Genomic DNA, 16637 nt, shown 5'->3' with positions numbered 1-16637 from the left:
CCAAGCCTACGATCTCCTGACAATCTTCTGCGTCTCGCGGTCATATCGATAGAGATGAAGCTGCCCGTCCCTGATGAGCTGGGCTGCCCGGGCGACGTGTTCCGGCAGCACATAGAACCACTCGCGCGGCCGAATTCTCTTGCCAAAGCGGTCAATGATGAAAAGCTCACCCGGTCTTGCGGCATCAAAGAAGCGATGGAGCAAGTTCTCGACCTTCGAGCGAGACAGGTTCTGCAGTTCGTAGGTGGCGACAATCTCGACTGGTGCCAGAAGGAAGGTGGGGTCGTTCCGGGCATCGGCCACGCGACGCCGGACATCCTGTGATGTAACACCGATCTTGTAGAGAATGTCGCGCTGGGGCTTGATGGCCGGGTCTTCGGAAAGGCTGCGGGCCACGTAGATCGTGCCGGACAGCGAAACTTTGTCGGTCTCCCAGTCTGGATCGAGCGGGCCAAGCCCTAGACGCTGGACGACGCGAGCCGTCTTGTCGTCGTTGAGGGACTTGCGGAACGACGACATCAGCGGGTCACTTTCGGTGCCGTTCGAAAAAATCACCCGCAGGCGATGGTCGCGCGCCCCACCGCGCTGCGTGCTTTCACTCTTTTCCGCGATGTAGGCCAGAAGGCCGTTGCGGATGAAGAAGTCGCCTTCAACAGGTTCGATGACGGCCCATTTCTCGATCAGTGTGGCCTCCCGTGCGCCACTGTCGAGGGCCTGTTGCATGGTCTCGAACAGCCCGGCGAACTGATCGAAATCCTTGCAGGGTATAAAATCCGCCCGGTGGTCTGGCACCTGACGTTCTGCAGCAGGTGTCACGTGTTTAAGCTGAACAAGGTCCGGCTGAACATGCAGACCATCCTCGGCAAAGATGTCATCGAGCGAGTCCGGAATGTCGTCGTCTTCAACCTCATCGCGCCAGGAAACCTCGGCGACTTCCTCTTTCCGCGCCAGAAGTCCAAGCCTGTCCGCTTGCCGAAGCTCCTCGCTCGGAGATTTGGCAAGGTTTTCCCATATGGTGCCAAGCCGCATCTCTTCGTGGTTGGAAGCGTTGGCGTCGGGCAAACGTCCGTGCTGCTCGAAAAAGCGCGTCACATCATTCAGGATCGCAACACCATTGTTCCCGGAAGATGACGCCCTTGGTTTCAGCTTCACAGCAAGCAGGCCGAATTCGTCTGGCTCTGCAAAGATCTCTTCCAGTGTCGGGCGGGGCATCAGCTTGCCGCCTCCCGCATCGTCTGCGCTTTGCGGTTCTTGAGCCATGCGAGCGCTTCTGCCATGCGCTTTTCGAGCGCATCTTCTGCATGCACGTTCGGCTCGCGCCCCTCCTGCGCCCGGAAACGCTTGATCCGGGGCCACAGTGTCCGTGCTTCCTCTTCCGTCATCTGCACACGCATGGCCACCATGGCCGATTGTACCTGAGACAAAAGCGGGGCATCGAAGCTGCGCGAGGCCACCTCGAAGCACTCCTGAAAGGCGTTGACGCTGTCGATGAGGTCAATATCCAGCTCGCGAACATTGATGAAGCGGCGCACCATGGCCAGCAGCGTATTGGGTGCCGCCCGCATATCGTCGTCTGCGTCGTTGCCATCCGCCTGCCCGGCGTCGCCGCCCGTCCTGGGGGCTTCACCGCCTGCCTGATCGGCACCGATAAACGGTGTGCCCGCTTCCTGAAATCCACGTTCTGCCTCCTGACGTGCGAGTGTCAGCAGGTTCATGCGTGCGGCAAGGTTCTGGCGAATGGCCTCGGTTTCCTCATCGTTGAGGTTCTCGTAGCGATGCTCGATAATATCCGTCAGCAGCATCTGCGTTGCCACTTCCGGTGCCGTGTCTGGAGACACGATGCGGGCATCGACAGCCTGACAGGCAGTTGCCATCAGGTCCGCCATATCGTTTTCGCAAATGTCGCGCGCCCGGTCGGTGGGCGGCTCCATCAGGCCCTTGATGCCGATGGTGATCGTGCCCTGACCGTCATCGGTGATCGGTTCGCGAATATCGCCATCTTCCCGGCGATAGAATTTGAAATTGGGTGCCAGCACCTGTTCCATCAGCAGCGAGCCGGAAATGGCCTTCAGCATGTCGTTGACGGCATCCTTCACCGCAGCCGTTTCCACGCCCGGTTCCGCGACAAGATTGGTGAAGGTGGCTTTCGGCTTGCCCGGCGCATCGCGCGTGGCCCGGCCAATGATCTGCACAATTTCGGTGAGAGATGCCCGGTAGCCGATGGTCAGCGCGTGTTCGCACCACACCCAGTCAAAGCCCTCCTTGGCCATGCCCAGCGCGATGATGATGTCCACCTTGGCGCGGTCTGCGGCATCGTCCCGCTTTCCATTCGCACCTTTGATCTCGCGGGAAAGCGCCGCCTTCACCCCCTCGCGCTCCGGGCCATCGTGAACGAGGTCAGCCACTTTCAGCACGCGGCCGTCTGCCGTGCGGATCAGATCGAAGCCCGTTCCTTCTTCCACGCCGATGTGCTCGCCGATGAGATCGAGAATGCGGCCCACCTCATCGTTCTTGTCGCCAAAGGCTTCCGCCGAACCACGATGGGGAATGTGGATGATCGTCTTGAGCGTCGTGTCCAGCACATCCGGCAGGCCGTTGATGTACTGGCCGCGATAGAAGCTGTAATTGACGCCGAGCGCCTTCAGATACTCATAGCCTTCAAGCTGCTCATAATAGGAATAGGTGATTGTCTTGAAGCGCGCCTCGTCTTCCGGCCGCAGCACCGGCACGGCGTCGCCGCGAAAGTAAGAGCCGGTCATGGCCATCACATGGCACTGGCCGCGAACAATAATCTGCCGCAGAATGTCTCCGAGACGGTTGTTATCGGCTGCCGAGACATGGTGAAACTCATCGATGGCGAGGAACACGTTGTCGAAGGCCTCGATCCCGTGCGCCCGCTCCACCGCCTCGAAACCGAAGCGGAAGGTGGCGTGGGTGCAGACCAGCACGCGGGCGTCGGATTGCATGAAATCGGAAAACGCCTTCACCTTCTGCGCCGTTGACCCATCTTCGGTGCCGGACAGGCAGAGGTTCCAGCGGTCCTCCACCTGCCAATCGGCATCGAAACCGTAGCTTTTCAGGTCCGTTGAGCGGAAAGAGCCGCCAATCGAGGTTTCCGGCACACAGACAATGGTTTTCGCCAGCCCCTGATGGTTCAGCTTGTCCAGCGCCACGAACATCAGCGCCCGGCTCTTGCCCGCCGCAGGCGGGGCTTTCAACAGAATGAACTGCGCGCTGCGGGCGGCATAGGCGCGGGCCTGCATGGGCCGCTGACCAAGCGCATTGGTGGCCTTGGATTGCCCGGTGCCGTTGTAGCGCACATTGACCATTTCAACCATTCACTTCGCCCCCTGCTTCACCCGCGCCGCATAGAGCTTGAACAGCTTTTCCAGCCGCTCCGTCTCGTTGCGGAAGGGGCGGCCAATATACATGCTCTCCAGTAGCTCATCATTGTCCCGGTGTACGGCGCGCAGATCCTCCGGCATCTTCTCCGGGTCGTAGAGGTCGGCAATGGTTTTCGGGTAATGTTGATAGCGTGTTTTCAGAATGCGCCGTGCAGAGGCCGAAAGCTGATCCAATTGATCGGCGGTGAATTTCGGCACCGGAAAGGTGTTCCAGCCCAGCGTGTTGGAATATCGGAAGTCGGATTTCAGCTTGCCGCAAACGGTCGCGATCCAGACGAGATGCAGACGTGAGGCAATGAGCGCGATGCACCAGTCGGGGGCGTCGTAGAGAACGTTGTTTAGATCCGATGAGATCACGTCGGCGCCAACAAAATCTACTGGGAGATATGGCCGGCGTTCGGATGTTACTCGAGGGATCAGAATGGCGTGTTCTCTGGCCCAGTTTTGTGCTTGGCGAAATCGATGTGGGTATGCCGCTGCTGGCCTGGTTTGCGCAGCCTTGCTGGCCGAGCGGAATGCTGCCACCTGTTCAAAGCGAGCTTTGATTGGAGGAATTTGAGCGGCTTCTTCCGCGCAGTCATCAGGAACCCAAAGGCAATACCGTATCCTACCGTTACAGACCTCATCCGAACCCATAAATTTTTTGACAAATTTATGTGCGGCAGGATGCTCACTGAGCAACTCCTCTCGCTCTTCCGGGCTTAGAATAAGATGTCCACCGTCGGTGGGCTTGTTGCCGTACTCCATGTACGGTAGCGCAAATAGTGATCTACTCTCTGCGTGAACGTAGATGATTGGAGCATCCAACAAATAGGCATTTATATTGGTGGCTCTAGCCTCTATTCCGCTCTGGAATAGCCGCTTCCCATCTTTGTTTGTATTGCATAGACCGACAATCACGCAGATTACGGCAGCGTTTGCGGAAGCGTTGTTTCGCCATTTAAAAGACGTATGGGCGAACCCAATCTCAATGCCCCCCGTCAAGACGTGGGGCCAAAGCGCGCCCACCGATTGCCCTTGGCAAATCGAATTCGTCGAAACCAAAGCTGACTTTGCCGTGCGTCCACGAATGTAATTAGCGGCCTTGAACACCCAGCAGGCTACGAAATCTAGCCGCCGATGTGCTTCCAAATGGTCTGAGAGAACGAAATCCATATCTTCGTTCTGCTCTTCTGTCCTGGAGTTGTCTCCCAAAAATGGCGGATTGCCCGCGATGAAAACCTCTTCCTCCCCAATGGGAGGCGGGCAAACCTCATCCCAATTTACCCGCAGAGCATTGGCACACCTGATCTGTCCACCATCCCGCAATGGCAGCAGCGGCGGCATGCGCCCGAACACATCGGCAAAGCGGGCATTGGCCTGATATTCGGCAATGAACAGCGCCAGCTTCGCCGTTTCTGCCGCAAAGTCGGTCAACTCAATGCCGTAGAACTGGTTGAGGCTGACGGAGGAGAACATGACGTTCTGCGGATTATCCTCCAGCTCTCCCAACCGCTTCAGAATGCGAATTTCGCGCTCCCGCATCTGCCGGTAGGCGACGACAAGAAAGTTGCCGGAGCCGCAGGCGGGATCGAACACCCGGATTTTCGACAGACGGTGAAGCTGGGTCTTGAGCGCAGCAGGCTTGTCCCAGGCCTTGTCCAGCGCCTCATCCAGATCATCCAGAAAAAGCGGCCCCAGCACCTTCATGATATTGGGCACCGAGGTGTAGTGCATGCCCAGTTCGGCGCGGGCCCTGGGATCGGCAATCGACTGGATCATCGAGCCGAAAATATCCGGGTTGATCAGCTTCCAGTCCAGCTCTGCGGCATCGCGCAGATAGCGGAAAGAGATAGGGTCGAATTCCGGGGCTTCGATGGCATCGGCAAACAGCCCGCCATTGACGTATTCGAATGTTTCGGTCCAGGCAGGCAGCCCCTCGCGCTGGCCTTTGGGCAGGTTCATGGCGGAAAAGGCCTGCACCAGCACATCGCGCGCATGTTCGCCCTTGTTGCCGCCATAGGAGAAGACGGCAAATGAGAACTGATCTTCCTTGAAGACGCCGACATCCTCGGAAAACAGGCAGAAGATCAGCCGCGTCATGAACAGGTTCATGGCATGGCGGCGCTCCGGCACAGCCCAATCCGGGTTTGCCTTCATAAGCGCATCGTAAAGCTTCGCCAGCTTGCCGGTGGCCTTTATATCAACCGGGTTTTCCTCTGCCGCCCGATAGCGCTCCTTGCCCGCCGCAGGCAGGAAGAAGGAAAAATGCGTGCCAAGCTCGGCAAACGGGCAGTGCAGTGTTTCCCCGGATTTCGGATGCTCGGCGGCAATCATCTCGCCGTCCGTGGCGATCAGGATTGCAGGCTTTGCTTTCACGCTGCGCTTGGAGGCGCGCAGCGCATCCAGCATGTCTGCCGCCATACCGGGAAGGGCCGGGGCAAAATGAAACTTGCCGTTCAGCAGAACGCCGCCCGCAATATCCGACTTGTTGGTGGTGCCCGCCCTCAGCTTTGCAACGGTTGCCTGCGCATTATCCGTCGCCTGCGCGAAGGCATAGCCGAACTCGGTGGGGTCGAACCTTGCCTTGGCAATGGCATCAAGAGCGTCTGCGATTTCGGTGGGGTTCATCATGAAAAATCAGGCTTCTTCTTATCGTTGCAGACGGTGCCGTCAGGACCATGCTGGAATGAAAATGCGCTTCAGAGGAACGAGCTGCTGGGTTTCGAGATCGAGCTTATCGTACTGCTCCAGCAAGCTTTTCACCAGATCATCGAGATCCATGAGCGCAGTCGGGATACGGGCGCGTTCGGCCTCATAGCGAGCCTCACGGGTAAAGCCGCCGGTGCTGACGTAAAGGCCTTTGTCGAGGTCATGACGCCCGGCAATGAAGTTGCGCAGATCCGGCGCGCCCATGGAGCCTTTGCGATGCTTGACCTCCACAACGATGCGGGGTGCCTCAAAGCCGAAGCCATCAGGTGAGGCGACGATGTCCTTACCTTGATCGGGTCCAGCGTCCGAGACGCGCGTCTTGTAGCCGAGGGAGCGGAGCAGACCCGCAACGAGATCCTGCATTTCCGACCAGCTCAGGGCATTCACCTTGTCCTTAATGAACTCATGGGCTCGGCTGGCCATGGATTCGAACAGATCCTCCTCTGCTGCGTCGACCGCGGGGACGGACAGTTCTGCGGGTGCAGTGATGTTGCCGGACAGAGCCTTCTTGAGTTCTGCCGCGACGTCATTCGATAGGCGAAACAGGGTTGATATGGAGCCGAGGCTGTTGCGGCTTTCGACAGAGAGCAGGTCGCGGCTGACTTCGCCGTCCCATCGCACGGAACGGACCTGTGTGTCTTCCGGGTCTATCGAGGCATCGTGGCGATAGGCGCTGGCGATCTCCCCCACCAGATAGACCCGGCGCGACGGATCGTAGGTCACGACCATATCGCCGATGGTCATTTCATTGACGAATCGATGGAGCTGCCCGGCTGCCATCGCCTGGCTCTGCGGCTTGGCGCCAGCGTAGACCTTTGCCAGCGCTTCGCCGATGGCTTTGCGGCTCTTGGCGTCAGAAAGGTCGCCCAGCGCCGGCCAACCGATTGCAACGACCGACTTTTCCTTGAACGCGTCGAACAAGCGGCCGTTGCGTTCGGCGCGAACCATCCACGATTTTGTCATATGCATCCCCCTGTCGCAGGATACATTCATCACGCATCGCAAAATTGCAAGATTGATCCGGGTAGTCCGCCACGGGTGCCGAGGTGACGTCGTCGATCCGGAAGTTATTTCCGCGCGAGTGCGTCTTCAACGAGATCGGATGGCGTTGTCGTCGAGGGATAGGTCTCGTCCCCAGTGCGGCCGTGAGAGGCCGGAAATCGCCCCGGATGACACACGCATTAAGTGTGGATTTTACTTGCCTCAACGAAAAGCAAGATTCCGGCGCAGAGGAGGCAAACCGGTCGATTCGGAAGTATCTATAGTATATTTTGAAGCATATCTCTTGGTTAGCAATTATTGCAAAACTCCCGGTTGGTTGAATTGCTTAATCGGCGTGCGATAATATTCTCTGTAAGGTCGTTGAATCTTACGATCTCAAGAAAACAAGGAGATAGACTGTGGGTATCATCAGCAAAGCGGCCGCATCGGCCCACCGCGCCCGCCCCTTTTATGAGGAGCACGAAATCAGCGATGAGCTGAAGAGCGTGCTCGAGGAGGAGGCCAAGCACCTTGTCGGCGCGCGGCGCCGATCGACGGAGGATGCATTCGAAGAGGGGGAGCGTTTCGATAGGATCGCCACGCTTCTGCCCGAAGGGACCTTGGAGAAATGGGCGGTCGAATGTTGCGGCTACACCGCGCGGCACGTGCGCACCAAGCGTGCGGTCCACCGCAACTTGGCTCCTTACAAAGCGGTGCTCATCGAACTCGCTGTCGGTCCGACTGTCCTCGGAAAGCTGAGTGCGGCCACGCCCGAGCAGGTCGAACAGATCATCGGCTTTGCTAGCACGCATGATCGGCTGCGGGTTCAGGATGTCACGGCGATCATGTCCGGGTCGAAGGAGGACATCGAGGAGAAGCCCGAACTCGATCCGTACGATGTTGGTGGGCCTGCTGGGCTTAAGGCGATCATCGCCATCAAGGTACGGGACGGCATGGGATCTTTTGTTGGGCATATCGAGGAGATCCGCAACCATGTGCTGGAGGCCTTGCCGAAAAACAACATCGTCAAGAAGGATCTCGCCGCGAAAATCCACCTCACGGCACGCCTCGCACACCGCGAGTTGGAAAGCTTGGTAAGGTTCGTCCGGCCAAATCCGAGCGACAGGCATACGATGTCGCCGACCGAACTGCCGGCGAAATCCGGTTGGGAAAAGGTCAGCCGGTTGCTCTACAAGTTGGGCAGCGAGACTTCTTGGCCCGATAAGGCCGAGCTTCGGACCTGGCTGGAGACAGAGGTCGTGCCGCTTCTGAACTGGGTGGTTCCCGAAAAGGGCGACCCGGTCAGGCCGGAGGTCAAGGCTGATGTTGCAGCAAGCGTGGTCGCGTCTGCCAACGCTGTCGCGGACACTTCGGCCCCGGCGAAAACCTCGGCCTCGCCTAAGGCAAAGGCATCGAGCAGGCCGTCGTTGGAGGAGAACCTGGCGAGGCTCACGGATGGATTTACCGCCATCATGACCGGTGACTTCAAGGTGCCTGCATCTGACGATGACGCCATCCCTTCGGTGGCCGAGGCGCTTGCCAAGCCTGAGAAGCGCTTTCAGCGCCCGGCGTTCATCGACAAGATCAAGCCGACTTCGCCACCGACGACCGTGGCGTGAAACGGCAAAGAAACCTGGAGGGCTGGATGTCCGGCCTTTCCATCAACATCGAGAGGGCCGCTTGTCGGCCCTTTCTCATTGGCGGCTTCGGTCGGGCATGATGATCGCTGAAGCGGTTGCCTTGCACTTGTCGCAGGCGCCCAGTGGGTCTCGGTTTAGAAGTCGCCGTGAGCCCGGCGTTAACCTTGTACCGGCTTCGTTCTCTTTTTGCAGTCCGGGACCTTGAGCCCAGCCTTGGGTCCTGCCAGGTTGAGGACGTTCCGGATGGCCGGAACAAGCGGCCCAAGCCGATGCTTGCGACATCGACAAGGGCCTGACCGTCAACCTTGTACAAGAAGGAATCGGGCTATGAGCACGAATACCGTTTCTGTTCCCTATGGGAAAGTTCTCCGTTCCATGATCAACGCGGCCGAGGCTGCCGCGGCTTCCGGATCCCGCCCGCGCCCGTTCGGCCTTGGCCGCAATGCGGTTCCGACGGCGGTTCGCGAACCGGCGGTGCTGCGCCGTCACCCGCATCTGGTGCGCTTCGCCGAGGTCGAAACCGATCTCAATATCCTCATCGATCGCGCCATTGCCGCCATTGCCGACGGCGAACCGATCGAGGACGCGATCCTCGGCTATTATGTCCACATCGCTTCGCTTGTCCGGGCGGTGTCGTTCCGCGAAGGCAAGCTGTTGGAGCAGGCCGTCGAGCGTCTCGCGAAAGCGAACCCGAGCATCATCGTCCTGACGCAGTCGTTGAAGCTGCCGCTGGTCAAGGCGGCCATGGAAGCGGTGGCCGGAAACGACTGGTCGAGCCTCGATGGCGTGAAGCTCGATTGCGAGGCCCCGGCCAAGGGTAGCTACACGCCGGACCTGATCGTCGTGAACCGCGCCCGGCATACGGCCTACATCCTCGACTTGAAGCGGTCGTTGGCGTCCTATGGCGACACGAGCCGGCTCGAAGAGTTGAAGCTGAAGATGATGGCCTCGGCCATGGTTCTGCCGGACTGGCTCTACAAGAACCAGAAGCGGCTGATGGTCGATGCGGTCGAGGTGGCAATCGTTGATGGCGCCAGCCGACCGAGTGACCACGCAACCGGCATCTGGGCGCTCTCCGAGATCGACGACCTGCTGGAGATCGATGGTGTGGCCGACTGCATGGCCGAACTTCGTCTGCGCTTCAGCATCCGGGTGCAACAGCTTCTCGAAACCGAGGCGCGCAAGGCGCTTGGTTTAGACAAGATGCCCGTGATGCATCCGGCAGTGATGAGCATGGCTGCGACCGCGGTGCTCCATCCGCGGATCAACCTCAATGGACCGAGCCGGAGTTACGAAGAGGATCTGGCTGCCCGGTCTTGCGACGATGACGATCTGCGCGATCACCTCGTTGATGACGGCTTCAGGGACGCCGATGAAACCGAGGATGATGAACCGGTCCCCATGTTTGTCCGGGTTGGCTTTGCCCGGCGCCCTCGGCACTGATCGAGCACGTCACCCGACTGCCGTTGATGCCTGCTGCCTGATGGCCTGACTGCCGCGCCCTGACGCCGTCAGGCGCCTGATGTCGCCGCCATGCGTGCCCATCAGGCCTCAAGGCCGCGGCTTTCCCATTCCATCTCTTATTGACGCTGGACCCGAGCGTGGTTCGGCGAAGGAGTTTCCATGACTTCCGACATCACCCCGGATGTGCCGCCGCGCATCCGCTGCGAGGCGACCAAATCGCCCTCGACGTCACTGAACCCTACCTGCCATCGTGCGCATGGCACCGTCCTCCGCTATCCCGGACCTGCTCGTCATGATCCGCTCGCTGACGATCCGGCCTTCTTGATCGGACTGACCCTTGGTCATGTCAGGCAGGGCGATGGTCTGACCGGCACCGTGCCGGACACGGTCATCAGCCGAATGCAGGCGCAGGCCGATCGTGGCAATCCCGCCTGCCGCTTGCTGCTCGACTGGCTCGCGCACCGCAACCGCGATCTCGTGGCTCCGCTTCAGTCGGATGCGGGCGACCGGAGTCCAGCCGAGCCCCGTCCACTTCGTCGCCGGATCCGGGAGCGTCGCCAAGCCGCGCCGGGGAGCTTGAAGAAACGCACATCGACGAGGGCGGGATCATCCGGTCCCAAAACGGCAATTATTGCCGCGATGGCGGAGGGCCGGATCGATGAATAAACTCGCCCGTCTTCTGCTGCGCCGTCTCGACCGTGTCGCCCGCCGGGAAGCCCAGCGCAACGCCCATGCCAATGGCCTTCTGTCTGCGAAGATCGTCGAAGTCGATGGTCATCTCCTGCGTCGCTACAGTCCCGCATTCGATACCGAGCGAATGGGGGGCGATCGGGATCGGGACCTCGCCTGGATCCGCCGCACCTTCGCGGCCTATCTTTTGCCGCCCGCTCAGCAGTCCGACATTGTGGTGACTGAGGGTAAGGCGTCGCCAGCGTTGCTGCCGTCGCTCTACCGGCCCGATGAGGCGACAGTCCAGGATCATGCCGCAGCAGTCGATCACAGCCGCCGGGCGTACGCCGTCGGTCTTGTTGGCCGGGCGGGCAGGGCACCGCTGGTCAGTAACGTCGTGGCGGCTCTGGTGCTGGCGCGCGCGATCGAAAACACGCGCATGCCGCTTGCCAGGATCGTCCAGACGATTGCCATGGCGGCGCCCGTGATCTGCCTGCACGCACCCGTGCCCGGCTTCGAACGTGCCATGCGGCGGTTGATCGAATTGCCAGGCTTTCTTCCCGGGGCTGTTCCGAACGGCATCGACGGTGACTATGTCTATGACGATGGCAGCTTCGCGGTCGCCGAAGGCACGGGGCGTCCGTACATTCAGTTCATCGGCGAGTCGGTCCATCGTCTGACGGGCGCCACGCTGCAGCGGCGGCTGGTCAATGCGCTGACGCGGGATTATCCGGTTGTGGCGATCTCGGAGACGGCGCAGCACATCCCATCCGAGATCAGCATCGCCGCCGATGTCGCTCTGGTCGGCGGCTGGTTGGACTATCCCTTTGTCAGCATGATGCTTGAAGCCATGTATGGTGACACCGGTCTGGCGGCGCTCACCCGATGGACGACCGCTTATGATGCGCATTACCTGACGATCGATGACGTCGTGCTGTCGTTCCGGCCGGGTCGCGGCGCGTCCGAGGTGGTCGACGTGCTGGCCTCGCTGACCGAGCGCAATCGTGTTGCCGCTCGCGATGGTGATGATGACGACGGCGAGCCATCATCCAAGGCCACGACAAAATCCTCGAAGTCGAAACAGGATACGACGTCGCCGGAGAAATCCTCATCCGGGAAAGACAGTGGCGGCGGATGGAAACGCGACAAGCCGTCGGGCGCCGAGGTCATCCAGCCGGAGCCATGGGGCCCGGGGGAAGACGATCGCCCGTCGCTGATGGTCGAGACGCTCTCCGGATACGGCAAGGCCAAGACCTGGGCGCTGGATCTCAAGGCCGATCTCGCCGATCACAGGGCAGGGGCTCTCGCCTGGTCTGATATGAGCACCAAGCTTCTGCTTCATGGTCCGCCTGGAACCGGCAAGACGACGTTTGCGCGGGCGCTATGCAACAGTCTGCAGGTGCCGCTGGTCGTGACATCTGTTTCTACCTGGCTGCAGGGCGGCCACCTCAACGATGTCATCGCCAAGATGGCCAAGACGTTTGCCGAGGCCCGCGCGATCGCCCCGTCCATTCTGTTCATCGACGAGATCGACGGTATCGGTAAGCGGCAGCCGGCAGAGCGGGAATATGCCGACTATTGGAATACGGTGGTCAACAAGGCGCTGGAGTTGCTCGATGGTGCCGTGAAAAGTGAAGGGCTTGTCATCGTCGGGGCCACCAATCGGCCGGACCAGATTGATGATGCGATCAAACGCTCCGGGCGATTGGAGACGCATATCGAAATCCCGATGCCCGACATCGCAACTCTTGCGGCCATCTTCATGCATCATCTCGGTGACGATCTGGCGGTGCTGGTTGGCGATGCTGGAAAACCGAAGGGCGAGGCTCACGACGAGGTGGAGGCGGACGCCGCGGGAACGCATGTGGAAGGCCCGCCGCCACCAGAAAATGATGCTGACAGAGACAGCGATGCACACGGTTCAGGTGACACCCGGGAAGGAACGACGACATCGAAGCATATGGAACCGGCCACACCTGAAGCGGCCGTGTCGGTGTTAAAGCGGCTGGCAACCCGGGCGATGGGCCTGACTGGCGCCGACATCGAGCGGATCGTTCGCCAGGCACGGCTGAAGGCACGGCGAGAAAAGCGGTCGATCCGCTATGAAGATCTCGAGGAAGGCATCCGGATGGACCGGCCCCAGGTGCCTTACGATCTGCGCTGGCGCTTCGCCATCCACGAAGCCGGACATGCTGTCGTCCATCATGCGCTGCGGCTCGGGCCGATCCATGGCCTCAACATCGATACATCCGGAGGCGGTGGCTACAGCCAGCTCGGCTTCACCGCGTCCGGCAGCGATACGCTCGGCTACCGCGAAGACATGCTTGCGATGTTGATGGCGGGCCGTGCCGCCGAACAGATTGTGGCCGGTGCTATCTCCTCGGGCTCCGGCGGCACTGAGGACAGCGATCTGGCGCGAGCAACCACGCTGGCGCTTGCCATGGAGCGCTCCCTCGGCTTCGGCGCCATCCAGCCGCTGCTTTATCGCGAAGACCGTGACCCAACCGCGGTGCTCGACAGCAATCCGGATCTCGCGGCCCGCATTCATGCACGATTGGAAAAGGCGCTCGCGCGGGCAGTCGATGTTCTGAGCAAGAACCGGGACAGGCTCGATGCCCTCATCAAGGCTCTATTCGATGCCCAGGCCTTGGATGGAGGTGCCGTGACGCAGCTTCTAAGGCAGGGTGATCGGACGGCTGGAAACTGACAGCATGCCATCCGGACAGAATTGCGCCCGGCGCCAAGGCAATGATGCCACCTGATTTGCCTCGGGTCGGCCCGAATTGCGGACGACTTGTCTCAGGTCGCCCGCAATCTGAGACAAATTGCGCTCATTTGATTCCAAGGTCTGAATTTTTGATTCAAAGGTCGAGGAGGCTGATTCAGCAACGGCGTTTGCCTCGGGGTAACCTGTGTCGACGCGACATGACGTGCCCGCACGTTGAGACAAATTGCGGTCTTTTGATTCCAAACTCTGAGCCGCCGATTCTCGTCTCGATATTTCCGATTCCGCCAAACGGAGCTTGCGCCGGTCAGCCGGTCCCTCGACCATAGGGGAGGCCGAGGAGCAGGAGGGTGGAGATCATGAGCATGAAGATGGCAAGGCAGCGGCAGAAGGCGCTTCGGGATGCCAACAGGCAGGCACGACGTCCTGACCGGGACGACGTGGCAAGGGTGGCGTTGTTCTGGTTGATCCGCCGCGCCGTGGACAAGGGCCAGGAAGCCGAGCTTGAGACGTTCCAGGGCGTGATCGTCTCCATGCTGACCGAGCAGGGCTTCGATGAGCGCGAATGCGATGCCGTCTTCGATGACCTCGTCGCCAAATACCGCTCCGGTGGGCTTCCCTTCCGCAGGAAGCTCCATCTGCTCTTTCCGGACCGAAATCAACGGGAGACGTGAAGCGTCACTCTATCGGCCATGCGACGTCCTCCGCCGTCGTCTTCCCACGGTCTCGCGCCAAACGGCGTTTGCTCATTGGATACCTGCTCCCCCCATTACTTCTTCAAACGCCGTTTGATTCTGAATCGATTTTCCAGAGCGCGATAACGCACCCGTCGTGTTGCTACGCCATGAAGCGAGGCAAGGTGCGGAAATTATTTCCGTCCCGGTTTCATCACTTCTTGCCTTCACGTGCCCACGGCGGTGGTTGCCTGTTTTCGACCCAAGGGAGGAGTTGCAATGGTTTTCGCTCAATGCCCGCCGTGATGACAGGATAGTGCTTCAAGGCCTCGCGCATCAGCGGAAGGCCTGCCGGATTGGTGTAGCGCGTGTTTGTTTCGCTACCCTCGCTTAGCCGTCCGGAAATGTCATCGATCACCTCCGTCGAGACGCCCGCCTGCTTCAGCGTATCAGCCATGCCATGCCGAAGCGCGTGAATGGCACGCGACCACATGTTCTTGCCAAGCGCAGCCTGCATCACAGGGACGAAGGTATCGTAGAACCTATTGCCGGGATCGTTGTCCGTTTTGTCCGAAAAGAGATCCGGAAAGAGCTGCACATACCCCAGCTTCTTGATCGCTTGGACATATTCGATGAATCCAAGTCGGACCAGTTCATCCGGCAAGGGCAGGAGCCGCCGAGATTGAGTCGTCTTCAACCTGCGTGTGTCGTTGGTTTGGAGAATGATGACATAGCCATCTTCGTCCTTCGCAATGTCGTCGACATGAAGCCCGGCAAACTCTTTACGCCTGGGACCAAGATAGGTGAGGAGGATCGGCAAAAAATAGAGCGAATCGTGGAAGACTTGAGTGCCAGGCTTTCGCCGTCGTCCCCGCATGTGATCCTGCGAGCCCACATATACCGGGCTGGAAAAGATCGGAACGATGTCCTGAGGTTTGGGCTTGTATTGCTGCTGACGAATATCACCAGCCTTGGGCTTTCGTGGACGAAGACCTTCGAAGGTCCATTCCTCGATTTCGAAGCCATGGCCTTTTAGATGTTTCAGGAAATGGCTGAGGTTTCCGAAGTGCTTGCGGATCGTCGCGGCGGCCAGCCCGACCTTGGGCTTGGTGCCAGAAGCCTCCGCCGCGCGGCGCATCTCCTGGCCCTTGGCGCGCAGTTCCGGCGCCGACATCACCCGCATCCGGCTGCTGCGGCCCCAGTCGGTGGGAATATCATTGAAGTGCTGGCGCAACAGGCCGATGTGATATTGCTCGATCTGCCCGGAATGCTCGATACCATGTTCAGCAAGCACGGACTGGAACATGCGCACAAGCGCCTTGGCGTCGCGGGCAGTCTCCGCTGTCCACTCTTTGCCCATGTTGGCGATAAGCTTGTCACACTCCTGTTCGAAGTCCGAAACCGCGACCACCCGTTGCCCGGCATCCGAAGCTTTCAGCGTAGCCTGTTTGCCCGCGGCTGAGCGCGGGGTCAGGTCGAGGTGGGCGATTTGCGGATCTCGTGGACCGGCAGTCAAAGCTGATGCGGATGGTCGTTCAACAATCGAAGACGGCGGTGAAGGATCAGAGTCTGGGGGCGGAGGTTCGGCTTCCGTGACCTCGGCATTTCGCGTCACGGCTCTTCCGCCGCCCGTGAATTCGCTCCGACTTTTGTCCACCAGTTCGTGGCGCTCTTCGATATCAAGAAGGGCAGCGGCGCGACCTTCGAAGATTTTTGACATGGCGCGCTGGCGATTGGCGGCGGTGTCGTCGATCTCGAATTGGTAGATCAGCCGCCGGATGCCGTCTTCAAAGCCGGGGCTGCGCGCCACGGTCAGCTCGCCGCGATAGTTCGCCCTGATGGCATCGACATGCAATGCCGGCACGCCATTGTTCAACAGATAGGTCAGCCCCGCGCAGTCATTCTCCAGAGACAGATCCACGCGCGTTCCGAACTTTGCCAGGAGCTGATAGGCCCAGCCTGCTTCCAGATCGAGTTCCATCTCCTCGACATCGCCGCCACGCCCATTGCGCCTGGCCATGATGTTGATGTCGTCGAGCCGTTCGAGCTCCTTGTCGCGCTCATGCTCGAACAGTTTCTGGAGCTGTAGCTTGGACATCGTTTCCTTCGAGTTCAACTTCAATTCGGCTAGCCGCGTGTTGAGCTTCCGGCCGATGATCTGAGCCTTCTTATGGTCGGAACAGTGAAGGCTGAGTGAAAGCCGGCTTCCAGGACGGCAGTGAATGAAGGCTGCTGGAATGCGCGGCCGCCAGTAGAAGATGTTTCCCCGGCGGATGAGATTTTCGACACCGTGGCGGACCGCCATGACGAAGATACCCTGAATCAGGCCCGAAGGTCACCCATTGCCGATTTCGGCTTGGGCATCACCTTTGGGCATCAGTTTTGGGCA

The 16637-nt window shown here is 59.8% G+C and carries 10 protein-coding genes; 5 read left to right on the top strand and 5 right to left on the bottom strand.

Annotated features, from left to right (window positions below; translation table 11 throughout):
* Positions 1-6: 6 nt before the first annotated feature.
* Genes G6N78_RS02180 through G6N78_RS02165 form a run of 4 tightly spaced genes read right to left on the bottom strand, consistent with a single transcriptional unit; the run spans position 7 to position 7091 of the window.
* Positions 7-1260 (bottom strand): GIY-YIG nuclease family protein, encoded by a 1254-nt coding sequence (locus G6N78_RS02180; protein WP_206531595.1) that lies wholly within the window; start codon positions 1258-1260, stop codon positions 7-9.
* The gene (locus G6N78_RS02175) at positions 1212-3338 is read right to left on the bottom strand and encodes a DEAD/DEAH box helicase (RefSeq protein WP_165215288.1); all 2127 of its coding nucleotides are present in this window, start codon (positions 3336-3338) and stop codon (positions 1212-1214) included. Before G6N78_RS02175 ends, G6N78_RS02180 begins: the two co-directional genes overlap by 49 nt.
* Complete coding sequence (locus tag G6N78_RS02170) at positions 3339-6017, bottom strand: class I SAM-dependent DNA methyltransferase (protein WP_165215287.1); 2679 nt, start codon at positions 6015-6017, stop codon at positions 3339-3341.
* A 39-nt stretch (positions 6018-6056) separates the two neighbouring features.
* Positions 6057-7091: a restriction endonuclease gene (locus G6N78_RS02165; RefSeq protein WP_234905927.1), complete on the bottom strand. Its 1035-nt coding sequence runs from the start codon at positions 7089-7091 to the stop codon at positions 6057-6059.
* A 404-nt stretch (positions 7092-7495) separates the two neighbouring features.
* On the opposite strand from G6N78_RS02165, the gene G6N78_RS02160 reads away from it, so the two are divergent.
* The 5 genes from G6N78_RS02160 to G6N78_RS02140 all read left to right on the top strand — a co-directional run bounded on the left by G6N78_RS02160 (position 7496) and on the right by G6N78_RS02140 (position 14248).
* Entirely contained in the window at positions 7496-8695 is a 1200-nt protein-coding gene (locus G6N78_RS02160; RefSeq protein ID WP_165215286.1) for a PIN domain-containing protein, read from the top strand.
* Between the two features lie 348 nt (positions 8696-9043).
* Complete coding sequence (locus tag G6N78_RS02155) at positions 9044-10159, top strand: hypothetical protein (RefSeq protein WP_165215285.1); 1116 nt, start codon at positions 9044-9046, stop codon at positions 10157-10159.
* A 180-nt stretch (positions 10160-10339) separates the two neighbouring features.
* Entirely contained in the window at positions 10340-10846 is a 507-nt protein-coding gene (locus tag G6N78_RS02150) for a hypothetical protein (protein ID WP_165215284.1), read from the top strand.
* The gene (locus G6N78_RS02145; protein ID WP_165215283.1) at positions 10839-13556 is read left to right on the top strand and encodes an AAA family ATPase; all 2718 of its coding nucleotides are present in this window, start codon (positions 10839-10841) and stop codon (positions 13554-13556) included. The genes G6N78_RS02150 and G6N78_RS02145 overlap by 8 nt, the downstream gene beginning before the upstream one ends.
* A 377-nt stretch (positions 13557-13933) precedes the next feature.
* Entirely contained in the window at positions 13934-14248 is a 315-nt protein-coding gene (locus G6N78_RS02140) for a hypothetical protein (RefSeq protein ID WP_165215282.1), read from the top strand.
* Positions 14249-14462: 214 nt separating this feature from the next.
* Here G6N78_RS02140 and G6N78_RS02135 read toward each other — a convergent pair whose 3' ends face one another.
* Positions 14463-16553 carry a site-specific integrase gene (locus G6N78_RS02135; RefSeq protein ID WP_165215280.1) on the bottom strand — a complete coding sequence of 697 codons (2091 nt, stop codon included), beginning with the start codon at positions 16551-16553 and terminating at the stop codon, positions 14463-14465.
* Positions 16554-16637: the final 84 nt, after the last annotated feature.

The organism is Allorhizobium pseudoryzae, assembly GCF_011046245.1.
GTDB classification, from domain to species: domain Bacteria; phylum Pseudomonadota; class Alphaproteobacteria; order Rhizobiales; family Rhizobiaceae; genus Neorhizobium; species Neorhizobium pseudoryzae.
The sequence above is the reverse complement of the archived record's forward strand: the minus strand, read 5'-3'. Positions and strand labels throughout refer to the sequence as shown.